At 72.2% G+C, this 15,966-nt stretch carries 16 protein-coding genes; 8 read left to right on the top strand and 8 right to left on the bottom strand.

Annotated elements, in window-relative coordinates; genetic code table 11:
- Positions 1 to 98 precede the first annotated feature (98 nt).
- From ACMCNK_RS07525 to ACMCNK_RS07515, 3 genes are all read right to left on the bottom strand, one after another.
- Positions 99 to 2,639 carry an Hsp70 family protein gene (locus tag ACMCNK_RS07525; RefSeq protein ID WP_412740776.1) on the bottom strand — a complete coding sequence of 847 codons (2,541 nt, stop codon included), beginning with the start codon at positions 2,637 to 2,639 and terminating at the stop codon, positions 99 to 101.
- 70 nt (positions 2,640 to 2,709) lie between these two features.
- Positions 2,710 to 3,765: a hypothetical protein gene (locus tag ACMCNK_RS07520; protein WP_412735662.1), complete on the bottom strand. Its 1,056-nt coding sequence runs from the start codon at positions 3,763 to 3,765 to the stop codon at positions 2,710 to 2,712.
- A gap of 20 nt (positions 3,766 to 3,785) precedes the next feature.
- Positions 3,786 to 5,363, bottom strand: a complete 1,578-nt coding sequence (locus ACMCNK_RS07515) for an NlpC/P60 family protein (RefSeq protein WP_412735661.1) — start codon at positions 5,361 to 5,363, stop codon at positions 3,786 to 3,788.
- Between the two features lie 186 nt (positions 5,364 to 5,549).
- Here ACMCNK_RS07515 and ACMCNK_RS07510 point away from each other — a divergent pair, with 186 nt between their 5' ends.
- Genes ACMCNK_RS07510 through ACMCNK_RS07500 form a run of 3 tightly spaced genes read left to right on the top strand, consistent with a single transcriptional unit; the run spans position 5,550 to position 8,691 of the window.
- A complete protein-coding gene (locus ACMCNK_RS07510; protein ID WP_412735660.1) occupies positions 5,550 to 6,170 on the top strand; it encodes a LuxR C-terminal-related transcriptional regulator in 621 nt (206 codons plus the stop codon).
- Between the two features lie 6 nt (positions 6,171 to 6,176).
- Positions 6,177 to 8,132: an ATP-binding protein gene (locus ACMCNK_RS07505; protein ID WP_412735659.1), complete on the top strand. Its 1,956-nt coding sequence runs from the start codon at positions 6,177 to 6,179 to the stop codon at positions 8,130 to 8,132.
- Positions 8,113 to 8,691: a DUF4255 domain-containing protein gene (locus tag ACMCNK_RS07500; protein ID WP_412735658.1), complete on the top strand. Its 579-nt coding sequence runs from the start codon at positions 8,113 to 8,115 to the stop codon at positions 8,689 to 8,691. The genes ACMCNK_RS07505 and ACMCNK_RS07500 overlap by 20 nt, the downstream gene beginning before the upstream one ends.
- A 58-nt stretch (positions 8,692 to 8,749) precedes the next feature.
- On the opposite strand, the gene ACMCNK_RS07495 is transcribed toward ACMCNK_RS07500, so the two are convergent.
- The 3 genes from ACMCNK_RS07495 to ACMCNK_RS07485 form a co-directional block, all read right to left on the bottom strand.
- On the bottom strand, positions 8,750 to 9,175 hold the full coding sequence (locus ACMCNK_RS07495; RefSeq protein ID WP_412735657.1) for a type II toxin-antitoxin system VapC family toxin: 426 nt from the start codon (positions 9,173 to 9,175) through the stop codon (positions 8,750 to 8,752).
- A complete protein-coding gene (locus ACMCNK_RS07490) occupies positions 9,172 to 9,417 on the bottom strand; it encodes a FitA-like ribbon-helix-helix domain-containing protein (protein ID WP_412735656.1) in 246 nt (81 codons plus the stop codon). Before ACMCNK_RS07490 ends, ACMCNK_RS07495 begins: the two co-directional genes overlap by 4 nt.
- 93 nt (positions 9,418 to 9,510) lie before the next feature.
- Positions 9,511 to 11,112, bottom strand: a complete 1,602-nt coding sequence (locus tag ACMCNK_RS07485) for a diguanylate cyclase (protein WP_412735655.1) — start codon at positions 11,110 to 11,112, stop codon at positions 9,511 to 9,513.
- 176 nt (positions 11,113 to 11,288) lie between these two features.
- On the opposite strand from ACMCNK_RS07485, the gene ACMCNK_RS07480 reads away from it, so the two are divergent.
- From ACMCNK_RS07480 to ACMCNK_RS07465, 4 genes are all read left to right on the top strand, one after another.
- Entirely contained in the window at positions 11,289 to 11,954 is a 666-nt protein-coding gene (locus ACMCNK_RS07480) for an SMI1/KNR4 family protein (RefSeq protein ID WP_412735654.1), read from the top strand.
- Positions 11,924 to 13,225 (top strand): helix-turn-helix domain-containing protein, encoded by a 1,302-nt coding sequence (locus ACMCNK_RS07475; protein WP_412735653.1) that lies wholly within the window; start codon positions 11,924 to 11,926, stop codon positions 13,223 to 13,225. The genes ACMCNK_RS07480 and ACMCNK_RS07475 overlap by 31 nt, the downstream gene beginning before the upstream one ends.
- Positions 13,226 to 13,401: 176 nt before the next feature.
- Positions 13,402 to 13,530: a hypothetical protein gene (locus ACMCNK_RS07470; RefSeq protein ID WP_412735652.1), complete on the top strand. Its 129-nt coding sequence runs from the start codon at positions 13,402 to 13,404 to the stop codon at positions 13,528 to 13,530.
- Entirely contained in the window at positions 13,527 to 13,763 is a 237-nt protein-coding gene (locus tag ACMCNK_RS07465) for a hypothetical protein (protein ID WP_412735651.1), read from the top strand. The genes ACMCNK_RS07470 and ACMCNK_RS07465 overlap by 4 nt, the downstream gene beginning before the upstream one ends.
- Positions 13,764 to 13,774: 11 nt before the next feature.
- Here the strand turns inward: ACMCNK_RS07465 and ACMCNK_RS07460 are convergent, their stop codons facing one another.
- Complete coding sequence (locus ACMCNK_RS07460; RefSeq protein WP_412735650.1) at positions 13,775 to 14,233, bottom strand: YdeI/OmpD-associated family protein; 459 nt, start codon at positions 14,231 to 14,233, stop codon at positions 13,775 to 13,777.
- A gap of 94 nt (positions 14,234 to 14,327) precedes the next feature.
- On the opposite strand from ACMCNK_RS07460, the gene ACMCNK_RS07455 reads away from it, so the two are divergent.
- Positions 14,328 to 15,170, top strand: a complete 843-nt coding sequence (locus ACMCNK_RS07455; protein WP_412735649.1) for a hypothetical protein — start codon at positions 14,328 to 14,330, stop codon at positions 15,168 to 15,170.
- 50 nt (positions 15,171 to 15,220) lie between these two features.
- On the opposite strand, the gene ACMCNK_RS07450 is transcribed toward ACMCNK_RS07455, so the two are convergent.
- Complete coding sequence (locus ACMCNK_RS07450) at positions 15,221 to 15,925, bottom strand: tetratricopeptide repeat protein (protein ID WP_412735648.1); 705 nt, start codon at positions 15,923 to 15,925, stop codon at positions 15,221 to 15,223.
- Positions 15,926 to 15,966: the final 41 nt, after the last annotated feature.

Here is a 15,966-nt window from a genome sequence, read left to right as displayed (position 1 = left end):
GCCGCGTCACCGGGCGGCGGCCGTGATCGTCAGCTGTGTCGCGGTTCCGGCACGACGGCGGTCCGGTCCCGCGCCCCGGTGAGCCCGGCCCGGTGACGTCAGGACCAGCAGGGATGGCCCTCGCGGGCGTCCGCGGGCGTCAGCGTCTGCTCCTGCGAGCCGTCGGCCTTGATGATCGTGATCCGGGGCCGGTTCAGCTCACCGCGGGTGAACGCCAGCCACGTACCGTCGGGCGCCCACGTGGGGTCCATCTCGCGGGCCGGATCGCGGGTGAGCTGATGTGCATTGCTGCCGTCCGCGTCGACCACCCAGATGTCGGAGACGTCCTTGCCGGTCAGGCGGGTGTACGCGATCTTCGAGCCGTCCGGCGTCCACGCCGGATCGACCGCCGGTCCCGCGTCACCGGAGGTGATGGGGCGCCCGGGCTCCCGGGGGTCGGCGACGGACAGCGCGTAGATCTGCCGGACACCGTCGCGCTCCACCCAGTACGCGATGGAGGCGCCGTCCGGGGACCAAGCCGGGTCGTCCTTGTTCGCGTCGGCGTGGGTGATCTGGCGCGCGTCGTTCTTGCCGACCGTGATGACGAACATCTGCGGTACGCCACCGACCTTGCGGATGAACGCGAGCTTCGTGTCGTCGGCCGACCACGCCGCCCGGCCGCCGGTGACGTCGCCGATGACCTTCTGCTGGTCGCTGCCGTCGGCGTTCATCACCCAGATCTCATTGGTGTCGCCGAGATTGCGGGTGATGGCGAGCCGTTTGCGGTTGTGGGACCACTCGGGCAGCGCGTCCGCACCCGTGTCGACGATCTTCGTGCGGGCGGCGCTGCCGGGGGTGAGCTGGTAGACGCCGGATTTGCGGCTCGGCCGGTCGTCGCCACCGGTGTCCACCCGGATCAACATCGTGTCGGTCGGGAACGGCGGCGCGGCCGCACCCGACGTCGCCGCTCCGGCGCTCGACGGGTGGTCACGGCTGCCGTCGCGGCTGAGAGCGATGGCCGTGGCGGTTCCGCCTGCCAGCAGCGCCACCACGACCGCGCCGGCCGTCACGAGCAGTTTCGTCCGCGGGCCCCGGACGCCGGGCTGAGCGGGGACCACCGCGCCCGGCATGAACGGGTTGGGCACCGCGGTCGGGGACCAGGCCGCGGTCGGGCCGCTCGGGTGCCTCGACAGCCCGGCCCGGCCGCCGCCGCCCGGCCCCATGACTTCCCCGGGCGCGCCGAAAACTGCGGTGGTGGCCGCCTCGGCGCTACCCGGGACGGACGCGGCCCCGCGGCTGAACGTGACCGGCGTTCCGGCGCCGGGGGCTCCCGTTCCACCGCCGGACCCGGAGACGGGTCCCGGGCTGACCAGCGTGGTGTCGTCGCCGTTGCCCGGCGGCGGGCTCACCAGCGTGGTGTCCTCGCCGGACTGACCCGCCCCCGGCACGACCGGCGCCCCGGAAACGACCGGCGGCCCGGTAACGACCGGCGGCCCGGTAACGACCGGCGGCCCGGTAACGACCGGCGTGCCGGATGCGGCAGCGGCCGATCCGCCGGCGAGCGGGGGCCCCGACACCGCCAGCGGGGACGCCCCGCCCGTCACCGACGCGGTGGCGACCGCCGCGCCCATCGCGATGCTGTGCTCGGGGTGCGGGTCGGCGACCACCGGCCGCTCGAACGCGCTGGACAGCAACTGGGCGACCATCGGGATCCGCGACGACCCGCCCGCCAGCAGGACGGCGCTGAGGCCGTCCGGTGCGACCTGCGCGGAACGCAGCGCGCGCTGCATCGCGGCCACGGTGTCCTCGAGCGACGGCGCGATCATCGCTTCCAGCTCCGAGCGGTTGAGCCGGATCCGGGTGTGCAGCCCGGGCAACGCCACCGGGATCATCACCTCGGTGTCGAACGACAGCGCCTCCTTGGCCTCCACGCAGTCGCGGCGCAGCCGGGCCAGCGCGGTGACCACCTCCGGGTCGTTCGGGTCGAGGCCCTCCGCCTTGCTGCCGAGCACCTCCAGTACGTGCCCGAACACCGCCTCGTCGAAGTCGGCGCCGCCGAGCTGCTCGATGCCCTCGGGCTCGCCGAGCAGCACGAAGTCGTCGCCGACGCGGCGCAGCACGGCCGCGTCGAACGTGCCGCCGCCCAGGTCGTACACGGCGACGGTCTCGCCGGGGGCGATGCGCCGGGCCGTGGCGTGCTGCAGCGCGGCCGCCTCCGGCTCGGTACGCAGCAGCACCGGGCCCGCGTCGGCGAGCCGGATGGCCTGGTCGAGCTGCTCCCGCTTGTACGGCCCCCAGTTCGCCGGATGGGTCACGGTCACCACCGCGGGCGGCGCGTCCTGCAGTTGCGTGGCGGCGTCGAGCACGTGGCGCAGCAGCTTGGCGGTCAGCGCGTGCGCCGAGAACGGCACGCCCCCGACCAGGATCGGCACGGGGTCGCCGATGCGCCGCTTGAACTCGCGGGCGAGCCGGGCCGGCTCGGCCTGGCCGCGCCGTTCCGCGGCGTCGCCGATGAGCAGCCCGCCGTCCGGCTTCACGAAGACCAGCGACGGGATCTCCGCGCGCCGTCCGCCCAGCCGCAGGACCTCGACCTGGTCGTCGACGCGCACCGCGGCCGCGGTCTGAGTGGTGCCGAGGTCGACACCCAAGCCGTACTGCATCACCACGCCCCAGACCATAGAGGCCCGCGGCGCGCGGGGGCACCGACAGACCGGCGGTTCGTGAGGCGGCTCATGAGGTCACGGTGCATTTCGGTGCCAGGGAGCGCCACTGGGTGCAGTAGGCGGCTGCCGCCGCGGGGGTCGCGAAGCCGTCCTGCAGCAGCACCCAGAAACCTGCGCCCTCGTCGGCCAGCTGGTCGGAGGCCAGGCTGTCGACCAGCCGCACCGGCATCCCGGCGGCGGCGAGCCGGGAGCGTTCGGCCTCGGCGGCGGCGCGGCCGCCGTCGGCGCCCCGGTGCGGGAACACGTCCACGAGCGCGAACGGCCGCCCCACCACGACCGGGGTCACCGTGGGCGGGGCGGCGGGCACGGCGGTGCGGGCCCGGCCGGGCATCGGCAGCCGTACCCCGGAGACCGCGACCGCCGCGGTGCCCGCCGCGGCGAGCACCAGCGCGGCGATGCCCGCGGTCAGGGGCGACACGCGCGGGCGGCGGCGGCCGGTGCCGGTCGCGGTGAACAGCGGCGCTCGCTGCGGGTCGTGGGCGTCCGTGACGGACACGAGCACCGCGTACGGCTGGGGCGCCCCGAACAGCGGCCGCGTGGGCCGGGCTCGCACCACCACGGTGACGGCCGCGCCCGGGTCGAGCAGGGCGGCACCCGGTTCGGCGTGGACGCTGCCCGCCGGCGGGTCCAGCTTCGCCTCCAGCCGGATCGCGGCGGGCCGCGCGCTGTCGTTGGCCAGCCGCAGGTCGAACGCGTGCGGCTCCCCGGCACGCGCCACCAGTTCCCCGACCACGGGTACGGGAAGGGCCACGCTGAGCAGCCCGGTGGCGTACCCGGCCGGGGCGCCCCCGGCCGCCGCCTGCACCGTGAACGGCACCAGGGCGGCGCTGGGCGGCTGATCCGCGGGCGGCTGCAGGACGACGTCGACGGTCGCGGTGGCGCCGGCGGCGACGGCCACGGTGGCGGGTTCGACCGTCGCCCATTCGCCCGCGCGCCCGCGGGTCACCGACACGGTCACCTCGAGGTCGGGGCCCAGCGGGTTGCGCAGCTGCACGGGCACCCGGGTGGCGGCACCGGGCGCGAGCGTCACCGGCTCGGCCGGAAGGACCACCTCCACGTCCATGATCATCGCACCCGGGCTCGTCAGGGCAGGTCGTGGGCGTCGTCGAGCGGGGTGCCGGTCATCCGGCCGCCCAGCAGCTGGGTCTGGCCGAGCGCGGGCCCGGTGCCGGGGTGGCCGGCCGCGGGCATCGCGCCGGGGTCGTCGCCCTCGGCGCCGGGCAGGTCGCCGGGGTGATGCATCAACGGGTTGTCGTGCGGGTCGAGCGGGTTGCTGCCGGAGTGGTACTCCAGGCCGTCGCTGAAACCGTCCCCATCGGAGTCGCTGAGCCGCGGGTCGAGGCCGAGCACCCGTTCCAGCGCGTCGTCGAGTCCGTCCATGTCGGTGTCGGTCCGCGACGGGGCGAGACTGCCGTCGAGGTGACCGTCGTGGTCGGTGTCGGGCGAGCGCGGGTCCAGCCCCTGGGCCAGCTCGAACGCGTCGTTGAGCTGGTCGCCGTCGGTGTCGGCCTTGCGGCCGTCGGTCCCGTACGTGACGAGTTCCTGCGCGTCGGTGAGGTTGTCGCCGTCGGTGTCGGCGCGCATCGGGTCGAGGCCGTACCGGCGTTCCAGGGCGTCGCTGAGCCCGTCGTGGTCGCTGTCCGGGCCGCCCAGGTCGGGCAGCGGCGCGGGCTGCTCCGTGGTCAGCGGCGGCACACCCAGCTCGGGCGCCGTCGGCTCGGCGAGCGGGGTCGCGCTGCCGTCGGAGATCCCGGGCAGCACCGCGGCGTACTCGAAGCGGTGGCCCGCGGTGCTTTCGCGCACCCCGGCGCGCCGGTTGGCGGCCTCCACGATCTTGCCGTCGCCGAGGCTGATGGCCACGTGCGCGCCCGGGGTGCGGCCGTCGCCGGCCCGCGGCTCCCGGTCGAACGAGAACAGCAGGGCACCCGGGGTGTCCTTCGCTTTCTCGACCGGAATCAGCAGACCTTTCTCTTTAAGATCAAGATATTGTGCCGTGGCGCCGTCGGGGATTCGCACCCCGGCCTGATAAGCCGCCCATTGGGTGAATTCCGAGCAATCGAATACGGAAGGATCCGGATCGCTCAACTTGACCTCGGCGCCGAACACGTAACGATCTCCGATTTGGGCTTTGGCCACCCGCAACAGCGTTTCCAGCGCGGCATCGTCGCCCCCCGCGCCACCAGGGTCCGTGCCCGCGACGGCGCCCGCGACGTCGTGCACCGGCACCCCGGCCGGCCCGTCGCCCAGCGACGCCGACACGTGGTCCCCGTAACCCGCCGTGCCGGTCCACATGCCCCGGCCCGACCCGTCGCCGTACGCGACCGCCGCGGCCTGCGCCTCGTCCTTGTGCCGCAGGTAACGGGAGCTCAGGCCGCCGTGCGTCACGGTCCAGGGGGAGATGTCGTGGCCGTGCCGCGACACCTCGAACGCCGCCTTCGCGTTGTCCTGCGGGTTGTACAGGTCGTACTTGGTCAGGAAGCTCGGGTGGGCCCGGCCGTTGATCTGCCAGAGGCCGCGCGAGTCCTCACCGTGCGGGTTGTGCGAGCGGCTGTTCCCGCCGGACTCGGCGAGCGCGATCGCGGTCATGGTCGCCGCCTCGTCCGGCGAGAAGCCGGCGCGGCGAGCGAAACCGTAGATCTGTTCCGCGGAGTACCTGGGCATGTCCTGAGCCTAGAACCCTCGATCCACCGTGCAAAGCGCGATCCATTCTGCCCTTCTCGAACAGCCAAAACAGCGGCTAAGTCGGACCGGCGACAAAGCCCGAAAGAGCTATTGTTCTGATCGACTTCCTGGGAGCATCATGGGCGGGCGGTCGAGGGGGGCTCGCGCCGCTCGCCAGGGGGAATGATGCTCGCGCAACGGCCGCCTACGGTGTGGATCGACGACAGTCATGCCATCGTCCGTCGCGGAATGGCCGCCTGCCTGCAACAAGCCGATTTCGTCGTGCGCGGCGAAAGCGCCACCCTCGCCCCCGTTCCGGTCGTCGCCGACCTCGACATTCTCGTCTTCGAGTACGGTTCCACCGCCCTGCGCCGCGCGGTCCGGCTCGCCGAGGGCCGCACCACCCGGCTGGTCGCCACGGTCCGCGACGTCAGCGAGCAGGCTGTGCGGGAACTGGTCGACGCGGGCGTCGGCGCAGTCCTGCCGCACGGCACCCTGACCCCCGACACGCTGATCGCCACGGTCCGCGCGGTCGTCGCCGGCACGGTCGCACTGCCCGGCGACATGCTCGCCCGTCTGCTGCTGCACGTCACCCAGACCTCCCACCTCGGCCCGGCCGGGCTCAACTCGCGCGAGCGTTCCGTGCTGCGGCTGCTCGCCGACGGCCTGGACACCCGCGGCATCGCCGAGGACCTGTGCTTCTCCGAACGTACGGTCAAGAACGTGGTGCACGACGTGCTCACGAAACTGAACTGCCGGACGCGGGCACAGGCCGTTGCGGTCGCCACCCGCGAAGGCGTGATCTGACCGGACATGGCCGTGCCCGTGGAGCCCTGGATCACCCTGGCCGACACGCTGCTGCAGCGCGAGGCGCTGATCTGCCGGCTCGCCGAGGGCCGCCCGCCCCGCGACTTCGCCGGCCTGTACGTCGGCGACGAGGAGGTCGAGCGGGTGCTTGCCGGCCTGCCCGGCCTCGACGGCCCCGGGCCCGCCCGGGTCGCCGCGGTCCGTGCCGGCTCGGCGATCGTGGTCGGGCGCGCCCGCGAGGCGTTCCGGGCCGCGCACACCGGCTCCTCGCGGATGGCCGCCGTGGCCCGCGCCGCGCACCTGAGCGTCGCCGAGGCCGAGGTGCTCGCGCTCGTCGTCGCGGTCGAGCTGTCGCCCGCCCGCCAGCGGCTGGTCGCCTACCTGCAGGACTCGGTGCAACTGCCCCGGCTCACGCTGGCGACGCTCGCGCAGATCTTCGGGGACGACCCAGGCCACCCGGCCGAGCGGGCCCTGGCACCCGATGCCGGGCTGCGCCGCGCCGCGCTGGCCCGGCTCGGCGGCGACGGCCCGTGGGCCACCCTGGCCGTTGAGCCCGCCGCCCGGCTCCTCTGGCACCTACGCGGCGACACGTCCGCCGACCCCGCGCTGCCGCCCGGCACGATGCGCGTGCCCGGCGACTCGCCGCAACGCCCCGGCGGGCTGCTGCTGGTGCACGGCGGCGACCGGGAGAGCCGGCTGCGCGCCGTCCGCGGCCGCTGGCCCGGCGCCGGACGGCTCGTCTGCCCGCCACCGGAGACCGCCGCGGGCTGGGAGGCGGTGGTCCGTGAGGCCACCATCGGCAACCTGGTCGTCGTCCTCGAAACCGCCGCGCCGCCGAGCGCCGCCGCCCGCGACGCGGTCACCCGCGCCGCCCACCTCGACTGGGTGCTGTCGTCCACCGGGGAGCAGCCCCTGGAAGCCGTCCCGGACCGGCCGTGGCAGGAGATCCGGGTCGGCGACGGCGAGGCCGACGTCGACGACTGGCAGCAGGCGCTGGGCCGCTCGCCCGACCCGGCGTACCGGCTCAGCCGCGAGCAACTGCGCCTGGTCGCCGCCGCGGCCGCCGCCGACTCCGGCCAGGTCGCCCCGGCGGTGCGCCGGCTCGCCGGGGGCCACCTCGACGGCGTCGCCGTACGCATCCGCCCCCGCCGCGGCTGGGACGACCTGATCCTGCCGCCGGACGAGACCGGCCAGCTGCACGAGCTGTCCGCCCGCCACCGCGGCCGCGACACCGTGTACGGCCGGTGGCAGTTCAGCCCCGTGCCCTCCACCGGGGTGGTCGCGCTGTTCGCCGGACCCTCCGGTACGGGAAAGACACTCGCCGCCGAGGTGGTCGCGGGCGAGCTGGGCCTCGACCTGTACAAAGTGGACCTGTCCGCCGTGGTCAGCAAGTACATCGGGGAGACCGAGAAGAACCTGGAACGCATCTTCGGCGCGGCCGCCGCCGGTGACCTCGTCCTGTTCTTCGACGAGGCCGACGCCCTGTTCGGCAAGCGTTCCGAGGTCAGCGACGCCCACGACCGGTACGCCAACATCGAGGTGGCATACCTGCTGCAACGGCTGGAGACGTACGACGGGCTGGTCGTGCTCGCCACGAACCTGCAACGCAACATCGACGCGGCGTTCCTGCGCCGGATCTCGGTCGCCATCGACTTCGTCGCGCCGGAGGAGCCGCAGCGGCGCGCCATCTGGGCCCGCGCCTTCCCGCCCACCGCCCCGCTCGGCGACCTGGACCTGGACTTCCTGGCCCGGCAGTTCAAGGTCACCGGCGGGGTGATCAGCAACGCGGCGCTGGGTGCGGCGTTCCTGGCCGCCGCCGAGGACAGCCCCATCACGATGCGCCACGCCGTGCTGTCCATGAAGCGCGAATTCCAGAAGCTCGGGCGGCTGCGCACCGAGAAGGAGTTCGACCGCTACTTCGATCTGGTGAATCGAGACGCCGATGCTGCACCTGCTCGATGAGACGCTGGAGGCGTTCCTGCGCGCCGAGGTGCCGCTGCCCGCCCGCGACGTCGACGTGGCGTTCGACGCGCCCGACAACGAGTGGTCGGCGGCGCTGTCGACCCGGCCCACCGTGGACCTCTACCTGTGGGATGTGCGGCCCAACCTGGCCGAACGCGACTTCGGCGAGGTCGTCGTGGAGGAGGCCGACGGGCGCCGCTTCCGCCGCGACCCGCTGCCGCGCGTCGACTGCCGGTACCTGGTGACCGCGTGGACCAGCGAGGTCCGCGACGAGCACTCGCTGCTCGGCGACGTTCTGTCCGCGGTCCTGCTGCACCCGGTCATCGCGTCCGAGCACCTGCAGGGGGTGTTCGGCGCGGTGCGGCCGCTGCCGAGCCTGCGACTGCGCAGCGGCGACGGCAGCGAGAACTCCGACTTCTGGTCCGCGCTGGGCGGCCAGCTCAAACCCGGCCTGGACCTGGTCGTGACGGTCACCCTCGACGCGGCGCTGCGCGCCGCCGCCGGCCCACCCACCGAGACCATCACGGTACGGACCGCAGCCGGCATGCCGACCATCTGAACCTGTTCGTACGGGTATGGGATCGACGTCGCCGACCACCCGTGAGCAATGGCGGCGCTCAGCCGGCGCCCACGCGCCAGGGGTCGACGATCGCGATTCCCGTGTCCTTGAAGTCCTTGGTGTTACGAGTGGCGAGGGCGGCCGCATGCACGCGGCAGACAGCGGCGATCTGGGCGTCGAAGCCGTCGATCGTCCTGCCGAGGCGTTCGCGGCCGGCGACGACGTCGGCATAGGCGTTGGCGGCGGCGAGGTCGAAGGGGAGTACCTGGTGGGGGAACGCGGCGAAGATCTCGGTGGCGGCCTGATGCAGGGAGTCGCGGCGTCGACTATCGGGCAGCCGGGCGACGCCGTGGCGGACCTCCGCAACGGTGATCGCCGTGGTGCACAGGCCGTCGTCCTGGTGGCGTCGTAGCCACTCAAGAACGGCTGGAGCCGGTGCGGCGCGCATGAGTTCCGAAACGACGTTGGTGTCGAGGACGATCATTCCGGGAGATCCGCCGCGCGGACCGCGTGGGACCGGGCCGGGAGGTCAAGGTCGACTCCGCCGAGGCGCGCGAACCGCTCGGTGAGCGCGCTGAACAGGTCGGTCCGCGGACGTTCGTCGGTGACGGCTTCGGTCAGGATGGCGCGAGCCTCCGCCTCCATCGAGCGACCGTGCCGGGCGGCGCGCAGGCGCAGCTTCTCTTTGACGGAGTCGTCCAGGTCTCGGATGCTGATGGCGGCCATGGCCGTGCCTCCCCTCATCGCGTGCTAGCAATGCTAGCAGTTCGGTACCGGCCGCTGAGCTCGGCCTGGCCACCCTGCTCGGGCGGCAGAGGTTCAGGGCGCGGCGCGGTCGCGGTAGGCGCGGCGTCGGGGTTCGGGTTCTGTTCCGGTCACGACGCGGTCGCGCCCGGCGCGTTTCGCGGCGTACAGGTTGCGGTCCGCGATGGCCAGCACGGCGGACTGGCTGCGCGGGGATGCCTCGTTGACTCCGGCGACGCCGATGCTGACCGTGACGGGTAGGCCGTTGGTGATGTCGTGCCAGCCGTGTCCGCTGATGGCCTGCCGCAGGGTGTCGAGTTTCGCGCTGGCCGCCGCGACTGGTGTGAGCGGCAGTGCCAGCAGGAATTCCTCGCCACCGAGGCGGGCGGCGAACCCGTCCGGGACCATGGCGGTGAGTTCGGTGTCGAGGAGCTTGGCGACTCGGACGAGTACCTGGTCGCCGACGTCGTGGGACAGTGTGTCGTTGATCCGTTTGAAGTGGTCGATGTCGACGATGGCGATGCTCAGGTCCGGGTCGGCGGCGATGAGGGCGGCCAGTTCCTCGTCGACGTAGCGGCGGTTGCGCAGCCCGGTCAGCGGGTCGCGGCGGGCCTGCTCCCGGAACCGTTGGGCCTGGTCGCGGGCTTCGGCGGTCTCGAACTGGGCATGCCGGGTCAGCGCCTGCGCCTGCTGCTGGCGGGCGAGCAGTTCCTCGCGAGCCGCGACGAACGTCTTCTGCGCGGCGAACGCCTCGGCGTACGCCCCGCGTGCGGCGTGCAGTTCGGCCTGTTCCTGGTGCACCCGGACCAGGAACGCGTGCAGCTCACGGTCGACGCACAGCGTCCGGGCGGCGTCCAGGCTCACCTGTGCCCTGCCGACGGCGCCGAGGCCGCGCTGGGCGCGGGCCAGGTTGAGCCGGTACTCGGCCAGCTGGCCGGCGTGGTCGCTGTCGCCGGCCTCGTGCCGGGCGATACACACCAGCATCGTCTGCTCGGCCTGGGCGTATTCGCCGTTCTCGATCTGGATCGCGCCGATCGTGTCCAGCATCCCCGGGTTGAGGTCCAGACCGCGCGCGGTGGACAGCTCCTGCATCCGGTGGGCGATCTCGCGGGCCTGCGGGAAGAGGCCGGCCTCGTATTCGGAACAGGCCCAGTTGTTCAGCACCATGATGAGCAGCTCCCACTGCCCCAACTCCCGGGCCAGTGCCTCGGACTGGCGGAAGCGCGGCCGCGCCGCGTCCAGGTCGCCGTTGTCAGCCAGCGCATCGGCCAGTGTGGAGCGGTACCAGACCTGCATGTACGGGGCGGCGGTCTCGTCGAGCAGCTCGACCGCGCTCAGCGAATGCTCCAGGAACTTGGCCGTGTCGCCGGACAGTCGCTCGACGTTCGCCCAGGCCTGGTAGGTGCGGGCCTGCAGGCGGCGGTCGCCGTGCTCGAGGACCCAGGGTTGGACGTCGCTGAGCTGCCGTGCCGCGCCCGGCAGGTCGCCGGTTTTGCGGAGCAGGTTGGCGCGGATGAGGCGGGCGCGGGCGACGAGGTACTCGTCGCCCAAGGCCTCGGCCTGCCGTTCGAGCTCTGTCGCGGCGGCGTGTCCGGCCTCGAGATCCGCGGCGGTGTGGTCCTCCAGGGCCAACATGGCGGCCGACAGCTCCTCGGCGCCGGTCGCGCTGCCCTCCATCGAATCCACCCCCAGCCGCTACCGGCTGGCTTATCGGGGGCTCAGGCAACCTGACTGAGCAATTCCGGGGGCTTGTGACCCCGCGCACGCGCCGAGGTCAGGAAGCGTCACGGTACGGCGTACCGGCGCCCTGAAACGTCAGACGTGCCTGGTCACGGGCGACTATCCTGCTGCGGATGATCGATTGGACCGGCGTACGCGACCGGGTGCAGCGGCTCGCCCGCGCACCGCAGCCCAGCGGCGTTTTCGGCGGCGGCAGCCACGGCTTCGTCCTGGAGCCCCCGCTGACCCCGGCGGAGCTGACCAACGTGCAGGAACAACTCGGCATCGAGCTGCCCGAGGAGTATCAAGGCTTTCTCCGGACTGTCGGCCGCGGTGGGGCAGGACCCGCGTACGGCGTCTTCCCGCTGCGTCGCGGCCTCGATGGGCGATGGGGCTGGAACGGTGACGGCGCGGCCAGGACGGACCTGAATACGCTGGCCCTTCCGTTCCCGGTCCACCACCCGCGCGCCCAGGACCTGGACGATCACGACGATCTCTTTCCGAACGAGGAGGATTTCGCCACCACGGAGGGTTTCGAGGACGCACGCTCGGCATGGTCGGACCAGCGACTCGACCTGTTCTGGGATGACGCCCGTACCGTCGGTGCGATCTGCCTGTGCCATCACGGGTGCGGGTGGACCCAGTGGCTCGTGGTGACGGGCCCGGAACGGGGCAACATGTGGGACGACGGGCGGGCCGAGGATTGCGATCTGAGCCCGCTGACCCACCCGGACGGTTCCCGCGTGACCTTCGGCCAGTGGTACCTGGAATGGCTGGAGAAGGCCGCACGCGACGAGTAACCCGCCGGCTGGGCACCCTGCGGGACTTCGGCAAGGTCGTCCGGCTGGATAGACTCGGCTCTACAACTCGGCCCGGATTTCCTCAGGATGTGGAGCCGATGACCTCGGGGCCCACCAGTTTCGGCGCGCGCCTGCGCCTGCTGCGCCAACGCCGCGGCCTGTCCGTGCGCGACCTCGCCACGCTGTCGCACCACGGCAAGTCCTACGTGCACGACCTTGAGACGGGACGCAGGGTGCCGAATCTCGCGGTGGCGCGGCGCCTCGACGCCGCACTCGACGCCGGCGTAAGCCTGGTGCAACTCGCGGTACCCCAGCCCGAACCGGCACCCGTGCGGGCGCTCTCGCTGCCTGTCGCACCGGCCGACCAGCCCTTGACCGACGAAGACGTGCGGCACCTTCACGAGACCGTGCAGCACCTGGTGGCGCTGGATACGCTGCACGGGTCCGAAAGCCTTCACGCAACCGCCGTCCGCGCGTTCCGCAACGCCCATCGCAGACTCGCGACCGCCGGTGCCGCCCCGACGGCGCGCAGCGACCTGCAGGCGGTCATCGCCGAGGTCGGTGAGGTCGCGGCGTGGCTCGCTTACGACAGCGAACAACAGGACGTCTCGCGGGAGATCGCGAACGAGGCGCTGCTGGTGGCCCGCATGGCCGGCGACAGCAGCATGCAACGTTTCCTCCTCTCGCATCTGTCCATGCAGGCCACCTATCTCGAACGGGGCACCGAGGCGTTGGACCTCGCCGATCAGGTGATCGCCGAACGTCCCCGGTCGCGGCGGGTCGTCGGCATGATGCGCGTACGGCGTGCCCGGGCGCTGGGTCAGCTCGGCGATGGCACGCGGGCGCTCGCCGAGTTGGATCGCGCCCGAGGCGAGCTTGCCGGCGGCGTCGGGCCGTCTGATCCCGCCTGGTCGTGGTGGCTGCACACGGCCGAACTGGCGGTCCACGAGGCGCGGATCCGCTCCGCGGTCGGCGACGGTCGTGGCGCGGTGGCCGCGTCGGAGCTTTCCGTGCGTGAGCTGTCCGCTGGTCAGGGCCGTGACCAGGCACTGTACCGAGCGTGGCTGGTGTCGGACCTCGTCGATGTGGGGGCGTGGCGCGATGCGGGGGAGGTGGCTGAGCAGTTGATCGAGCGATCCTCCGTGGCAGGGTCGGCCCGGGTTCCGCGGATCCTGCGCCGGGCGGAGCGCCGCGCCGGGCGTGCGGGTGCTCCGATGTGGCTCGTCGACACCGCCCGGGAAGCCAGCGAGGCAACCGGTCCGGCGGCCTGATTCCTGTCCGCACATTCGGCGGACAGTTCCCGGCGTTGCGGACAGATGCGCGGACGCCGCCGTACTCCCATGCGGGTGATCGCTTCGCGACGATCGGAGACGTAGGCGGGTGGGTCCGCCCGAACGTCTTGCGACCTGGCCCGCCGCGTTCCCGATCAAATGGCGGAGGTGTGTCGATGTGGCTGTCGAAGCGATTGCCGTGGACGCGCAAGGCCCGCGCACGAGCGGCGCTGATCGCGGCGGCCGTCCAGCAGGACGCCGAACGCCTTGCAGCGTACGAGCGCATCCGCAGGCTGGCCCGGTGACCGCCGCGCACCGGCCGGACCGGCCGTCGTGGGATTGCACCGCATGTGCGAAGCCGTGGCCCTGCGCCCTGGCCCGTGACTATCTGGCGGCCGACACCGGCGGCGGCGCAAGCCTTGCGATGTTGATGTGGATTTACCTCGAGGACTATTGCGGCGACCGCCCCGAAGGGCCGCTCGGCGACGTCTTCGACCGGTTCATCGCCTGGACTCGGCACGGCCGACCGGGCCGGTAGCCTCCGAAGACTCATCGAGCTCGGAGTCGCTCCAGGGTCTGGGTCACGCGTCGGGTGCGCGTCTCGGCCCGCTTCGCGCCGGTGATCCACTCGACATACTCGCGGCGGTGGGTGAACGACAACCGGTCGAACGCGGCTGCGGCGGCATCGTCACCCGCGAGCGCGGCGACCAGGTCTTCGGGTACGGTCAGCTCCCGCGGCCGGTCGTCACGCCCGACCCGCAGTGTGATCTCGTCCCCGATGGCGACTCCGGCGGCCTCCCGGGTGGCCTTGTGCACCCCCAGGCACACCTTGCCCTCACCCATCCCCATCGTGGAGCTGGCGAAGTCGACACCGTTGAGCGTGCCGGTCACCCGTACGCGGCTCTTGCCGCCCAGCGCGGCGACGACGTGCTCGGGCAGTATCACGAAGGCGCCGCCTCCGCGGCCGGCCTCCAGCCGTGCGGAGAAGCCCTGCCCAGGATGGGTCATCGGTTCTCGCTTTCCTCGGGCGGTCTCACCGGGTCATGGTCCGCGGTATTGCCGATATCCCACAATTCATGTGCCGTGTCCCGGGTGTGCGATTGTGATCACGTTGAAGCGGTGCAATGCTCCGCTTGAAGTCATATCGACCAATGTCTGCGACGGGGGCGGCAGCAGGTTCACCACCCATGTCAATTCTGCGCCGATGGCATGGGTGATTGTTGTCGATAGTGATCAGAATCGACCGGTGGTTCCGGTACCCGTCCCCGTTCTGCAGCGACATCGGGGAGGTCGGAGAAGCGTGAAGGCCAGATCGTTCTTCGTAGCCGTGTGCGCACTGTTCATCGGATTGAGTTCGGCTACGCCGGCATTCGCCGGGAACCCCACCGCGGTCGGCTCCGACAGCGGTCCGCAGACCAGCGTCCGCCACGTGAGCGGCAAGGGGAGCAGGCCGCTCGGACACCTGCAGCTGCACGCGCGGCCCGGCACCGCCGGACCGAGTTCTCTGGACAGCCCGCCCGGCGGCGGCTGCCGGGCGAACTGGGCCTGGGACTATGTCGCCCACTACGTCGACCACACCTTGGCCAGCGCCACCGTCGCTTACAACACCCAGGTTGTCTGTACGGCCACCGGGCCGGCGCAGAGCATGGGCGCGTTGATCACCACCGCGGAGCTCTGGAAGGAGTCGACCGAGGTCAACGAGGCGCCGACGCAGAGCTGTACCAACTGTCTGGTGTCTCCCGTGTCCGGCACGGTCTATGTCTGCGATGTCGGCGTCGCCTGTGCCGGCGGATACTGGGTTGCGAATCTGCATGTCCTCGGAGCCCCGGCGGGTTACGTGTGGAGCTCCGTTCCCTCCGGGTGCGTTGGTCAGGGCAGGCCGCCGTACACCTTGATTCTGTGTTCGACTGTTTCTGATGTGTTCACCATTTCGCCAACATATTGACGGGCGTGGCGGGCGGACATTCGGTCCGCCCGCTTGACGTGGGTGCCGGGTCAGTTGCTGCGCCGCCACTGCGCCAACACCGATTCGGCGGCGCGGGTGTCGGGGTGCTCCGTCCCCTGTGTCCGCCGACGGTCGGCGACGACCCGTTGCATCGCCTCGATCGCTTCCGTGACGCGGCCTTGCGAGTGGTGCAGGTGCGCGAGCGTCGTCCGGGTGGTGACGGTTGCGGTGTGGTCCGGCCCCAGCGTGCGTTCGCAGTCGGCGAGCATCTGCTCCACGACCGGCACGAGCACGTCGGTGTGCCCCGCGGAACGGCTGGCGAGGACGAGGCTGACCCTCTCGTCCTCGTCCGGCGCTTCCGCCGTCCGGGTGACCTGCTCATCCACGCGCGACAGTTGCCGGATCGCGTCGATGTCGTGCTGCCCCGCACCGTGGCCCACGACCAGCCGGTCGTTGTCACCGATGCCACCCGCGTCCGGCACCGGGTGCCGTGTGTCCGGCGTCGCGCCGGGATCGATCTCCGCCAGCACCAGCGTCGCCAGGACGAGTGCCGTCCGCTGATCGGACTCCGACAGGTCCCGCAGGCGGATCGCCAGGTCTTCGGTGCGCACGGGCTCTTCCGGCGCCATGGCCAGGATCTCCCGCAGGGAACGCATCGCCGCGTCCGATGCCGGAGACAACCGTCCTCGTGCGATCATCTCGGCACCCTCCTGGAAGGCTGCCGAGATCACCTGCGCCAGATGCGTGATCTCCACGATGTCACTCCCTCTGATCGCCACGTACCTCGAGGGTAGGA

It is taken from the genome of Krasilnikovia sp. MM14-A1259, assembly GCF_047159535.1.
Taxonomy (GTDB): Bacteria; Actinomycetota; Actinomycetes; order Mycobacteriales; family Micromonosporaceae; genus Actinoplanes.
Note: the sequence above shows the minus strand (reverse complement) of the source record. Positions and strands in the feature narration are given on the sequence as shown.

Bases quoted from the DNA above. Each gene is read 5' to 3' on its own strand.
- ACMCNK_RS07510 (WP_412735660.1), top strand. From the start codon at position 5,550: ATGCTCGCGCAACGGCCGCCTACGGTGTGGATCGACGACAGTCATGCC.
- ACMCNK_RS07515 (WP_412735661.1), bottom strand. From the start codon at position 5,363: ATGCCCAGGTACTCCGCGGAACAGATCTACGGTTTCGCTCGCCGCGCC.
- ACMCNK_RS07500 (WP_412735658.1), top strand. From the start codon at position 8,113: ATGCTGCACCTGCTCGATGAGACGCTGGAGGCGTTCCTGCGCGCCGAG.
- ACMCNK_RS07460 (WP_412735650.1), bottom strand. From the start codon at position 14,233: ATGACCCATCCTGGGCAGGGCTTCTCCGCACGGCTGGAGGCCGGCCGC.
- ACMCNK_RS07490 (WP_412735656.1), bottom strand. From the start codon at position 9,417: ATGGCCGCCATCAGCATCCGAGACCTGGACGACTCCGTCAAAGAGAAG.
- ACMCNK_RS07520 (WP_412735662.1), bottom strand. From the start codon at position 3,765: ATGGACGTGGAGGTGGTCCTTCCGGCCGAGCCGGTGACGCTCGCGCCC.
- ACMCNK_RS07525 (WP_412740776.1), bottom strand. From the start codon at position 2,639: ATGCAGTACGGCTTGGGTGTCGACCTCGGCACCACTCAGACCGCGGCC.
- ACMCNK_RS07495 (WP_412735657.1), bottom strand. From the start codon at position 9,175: ATGATCGTCCTCGACACCAACGTCGTTTCGGAACTCATGCGCGCCGCA.
- ACMCNK_RS07485 (WP_412735655.1), bottom strand. From the start codon at position 11,112: ATGGAGGGCAGCGCGACCGGCGCCGAGGAGCTGTCGGCCGCCATGTTG.
- ACMCNK_RS07505 (WP_412735659.1), top strand. From the start codon at position 6,177: ATGGCCGTGCCCGTGGAGCCCTGGATCACCCTGGCCGACACGCTGCTG.
- ACMCNK_RS07470 (WP_412735652.1), top strand. From the start codon at position 13,402: ATGTGGCTGTCGAAGCGATTGCCGTGGACGCGCAAGGCCCGCGCACGA.
- ACMCNK_RS07475 (WP_412735653.1), top strand. From the start codon at position 11,924: ATGGCTGGAGAAGGCCGCACGCGACGAGTAACCCGCCGGCTGGGCACC.
- ACMCNK_RS07480 (WP_412735654.1), top strand. From the start codon at position 11,289: ATGATCGATTGGACCGGCGTACGCGACCGGGTGCAGCGGCTCGCCCGC.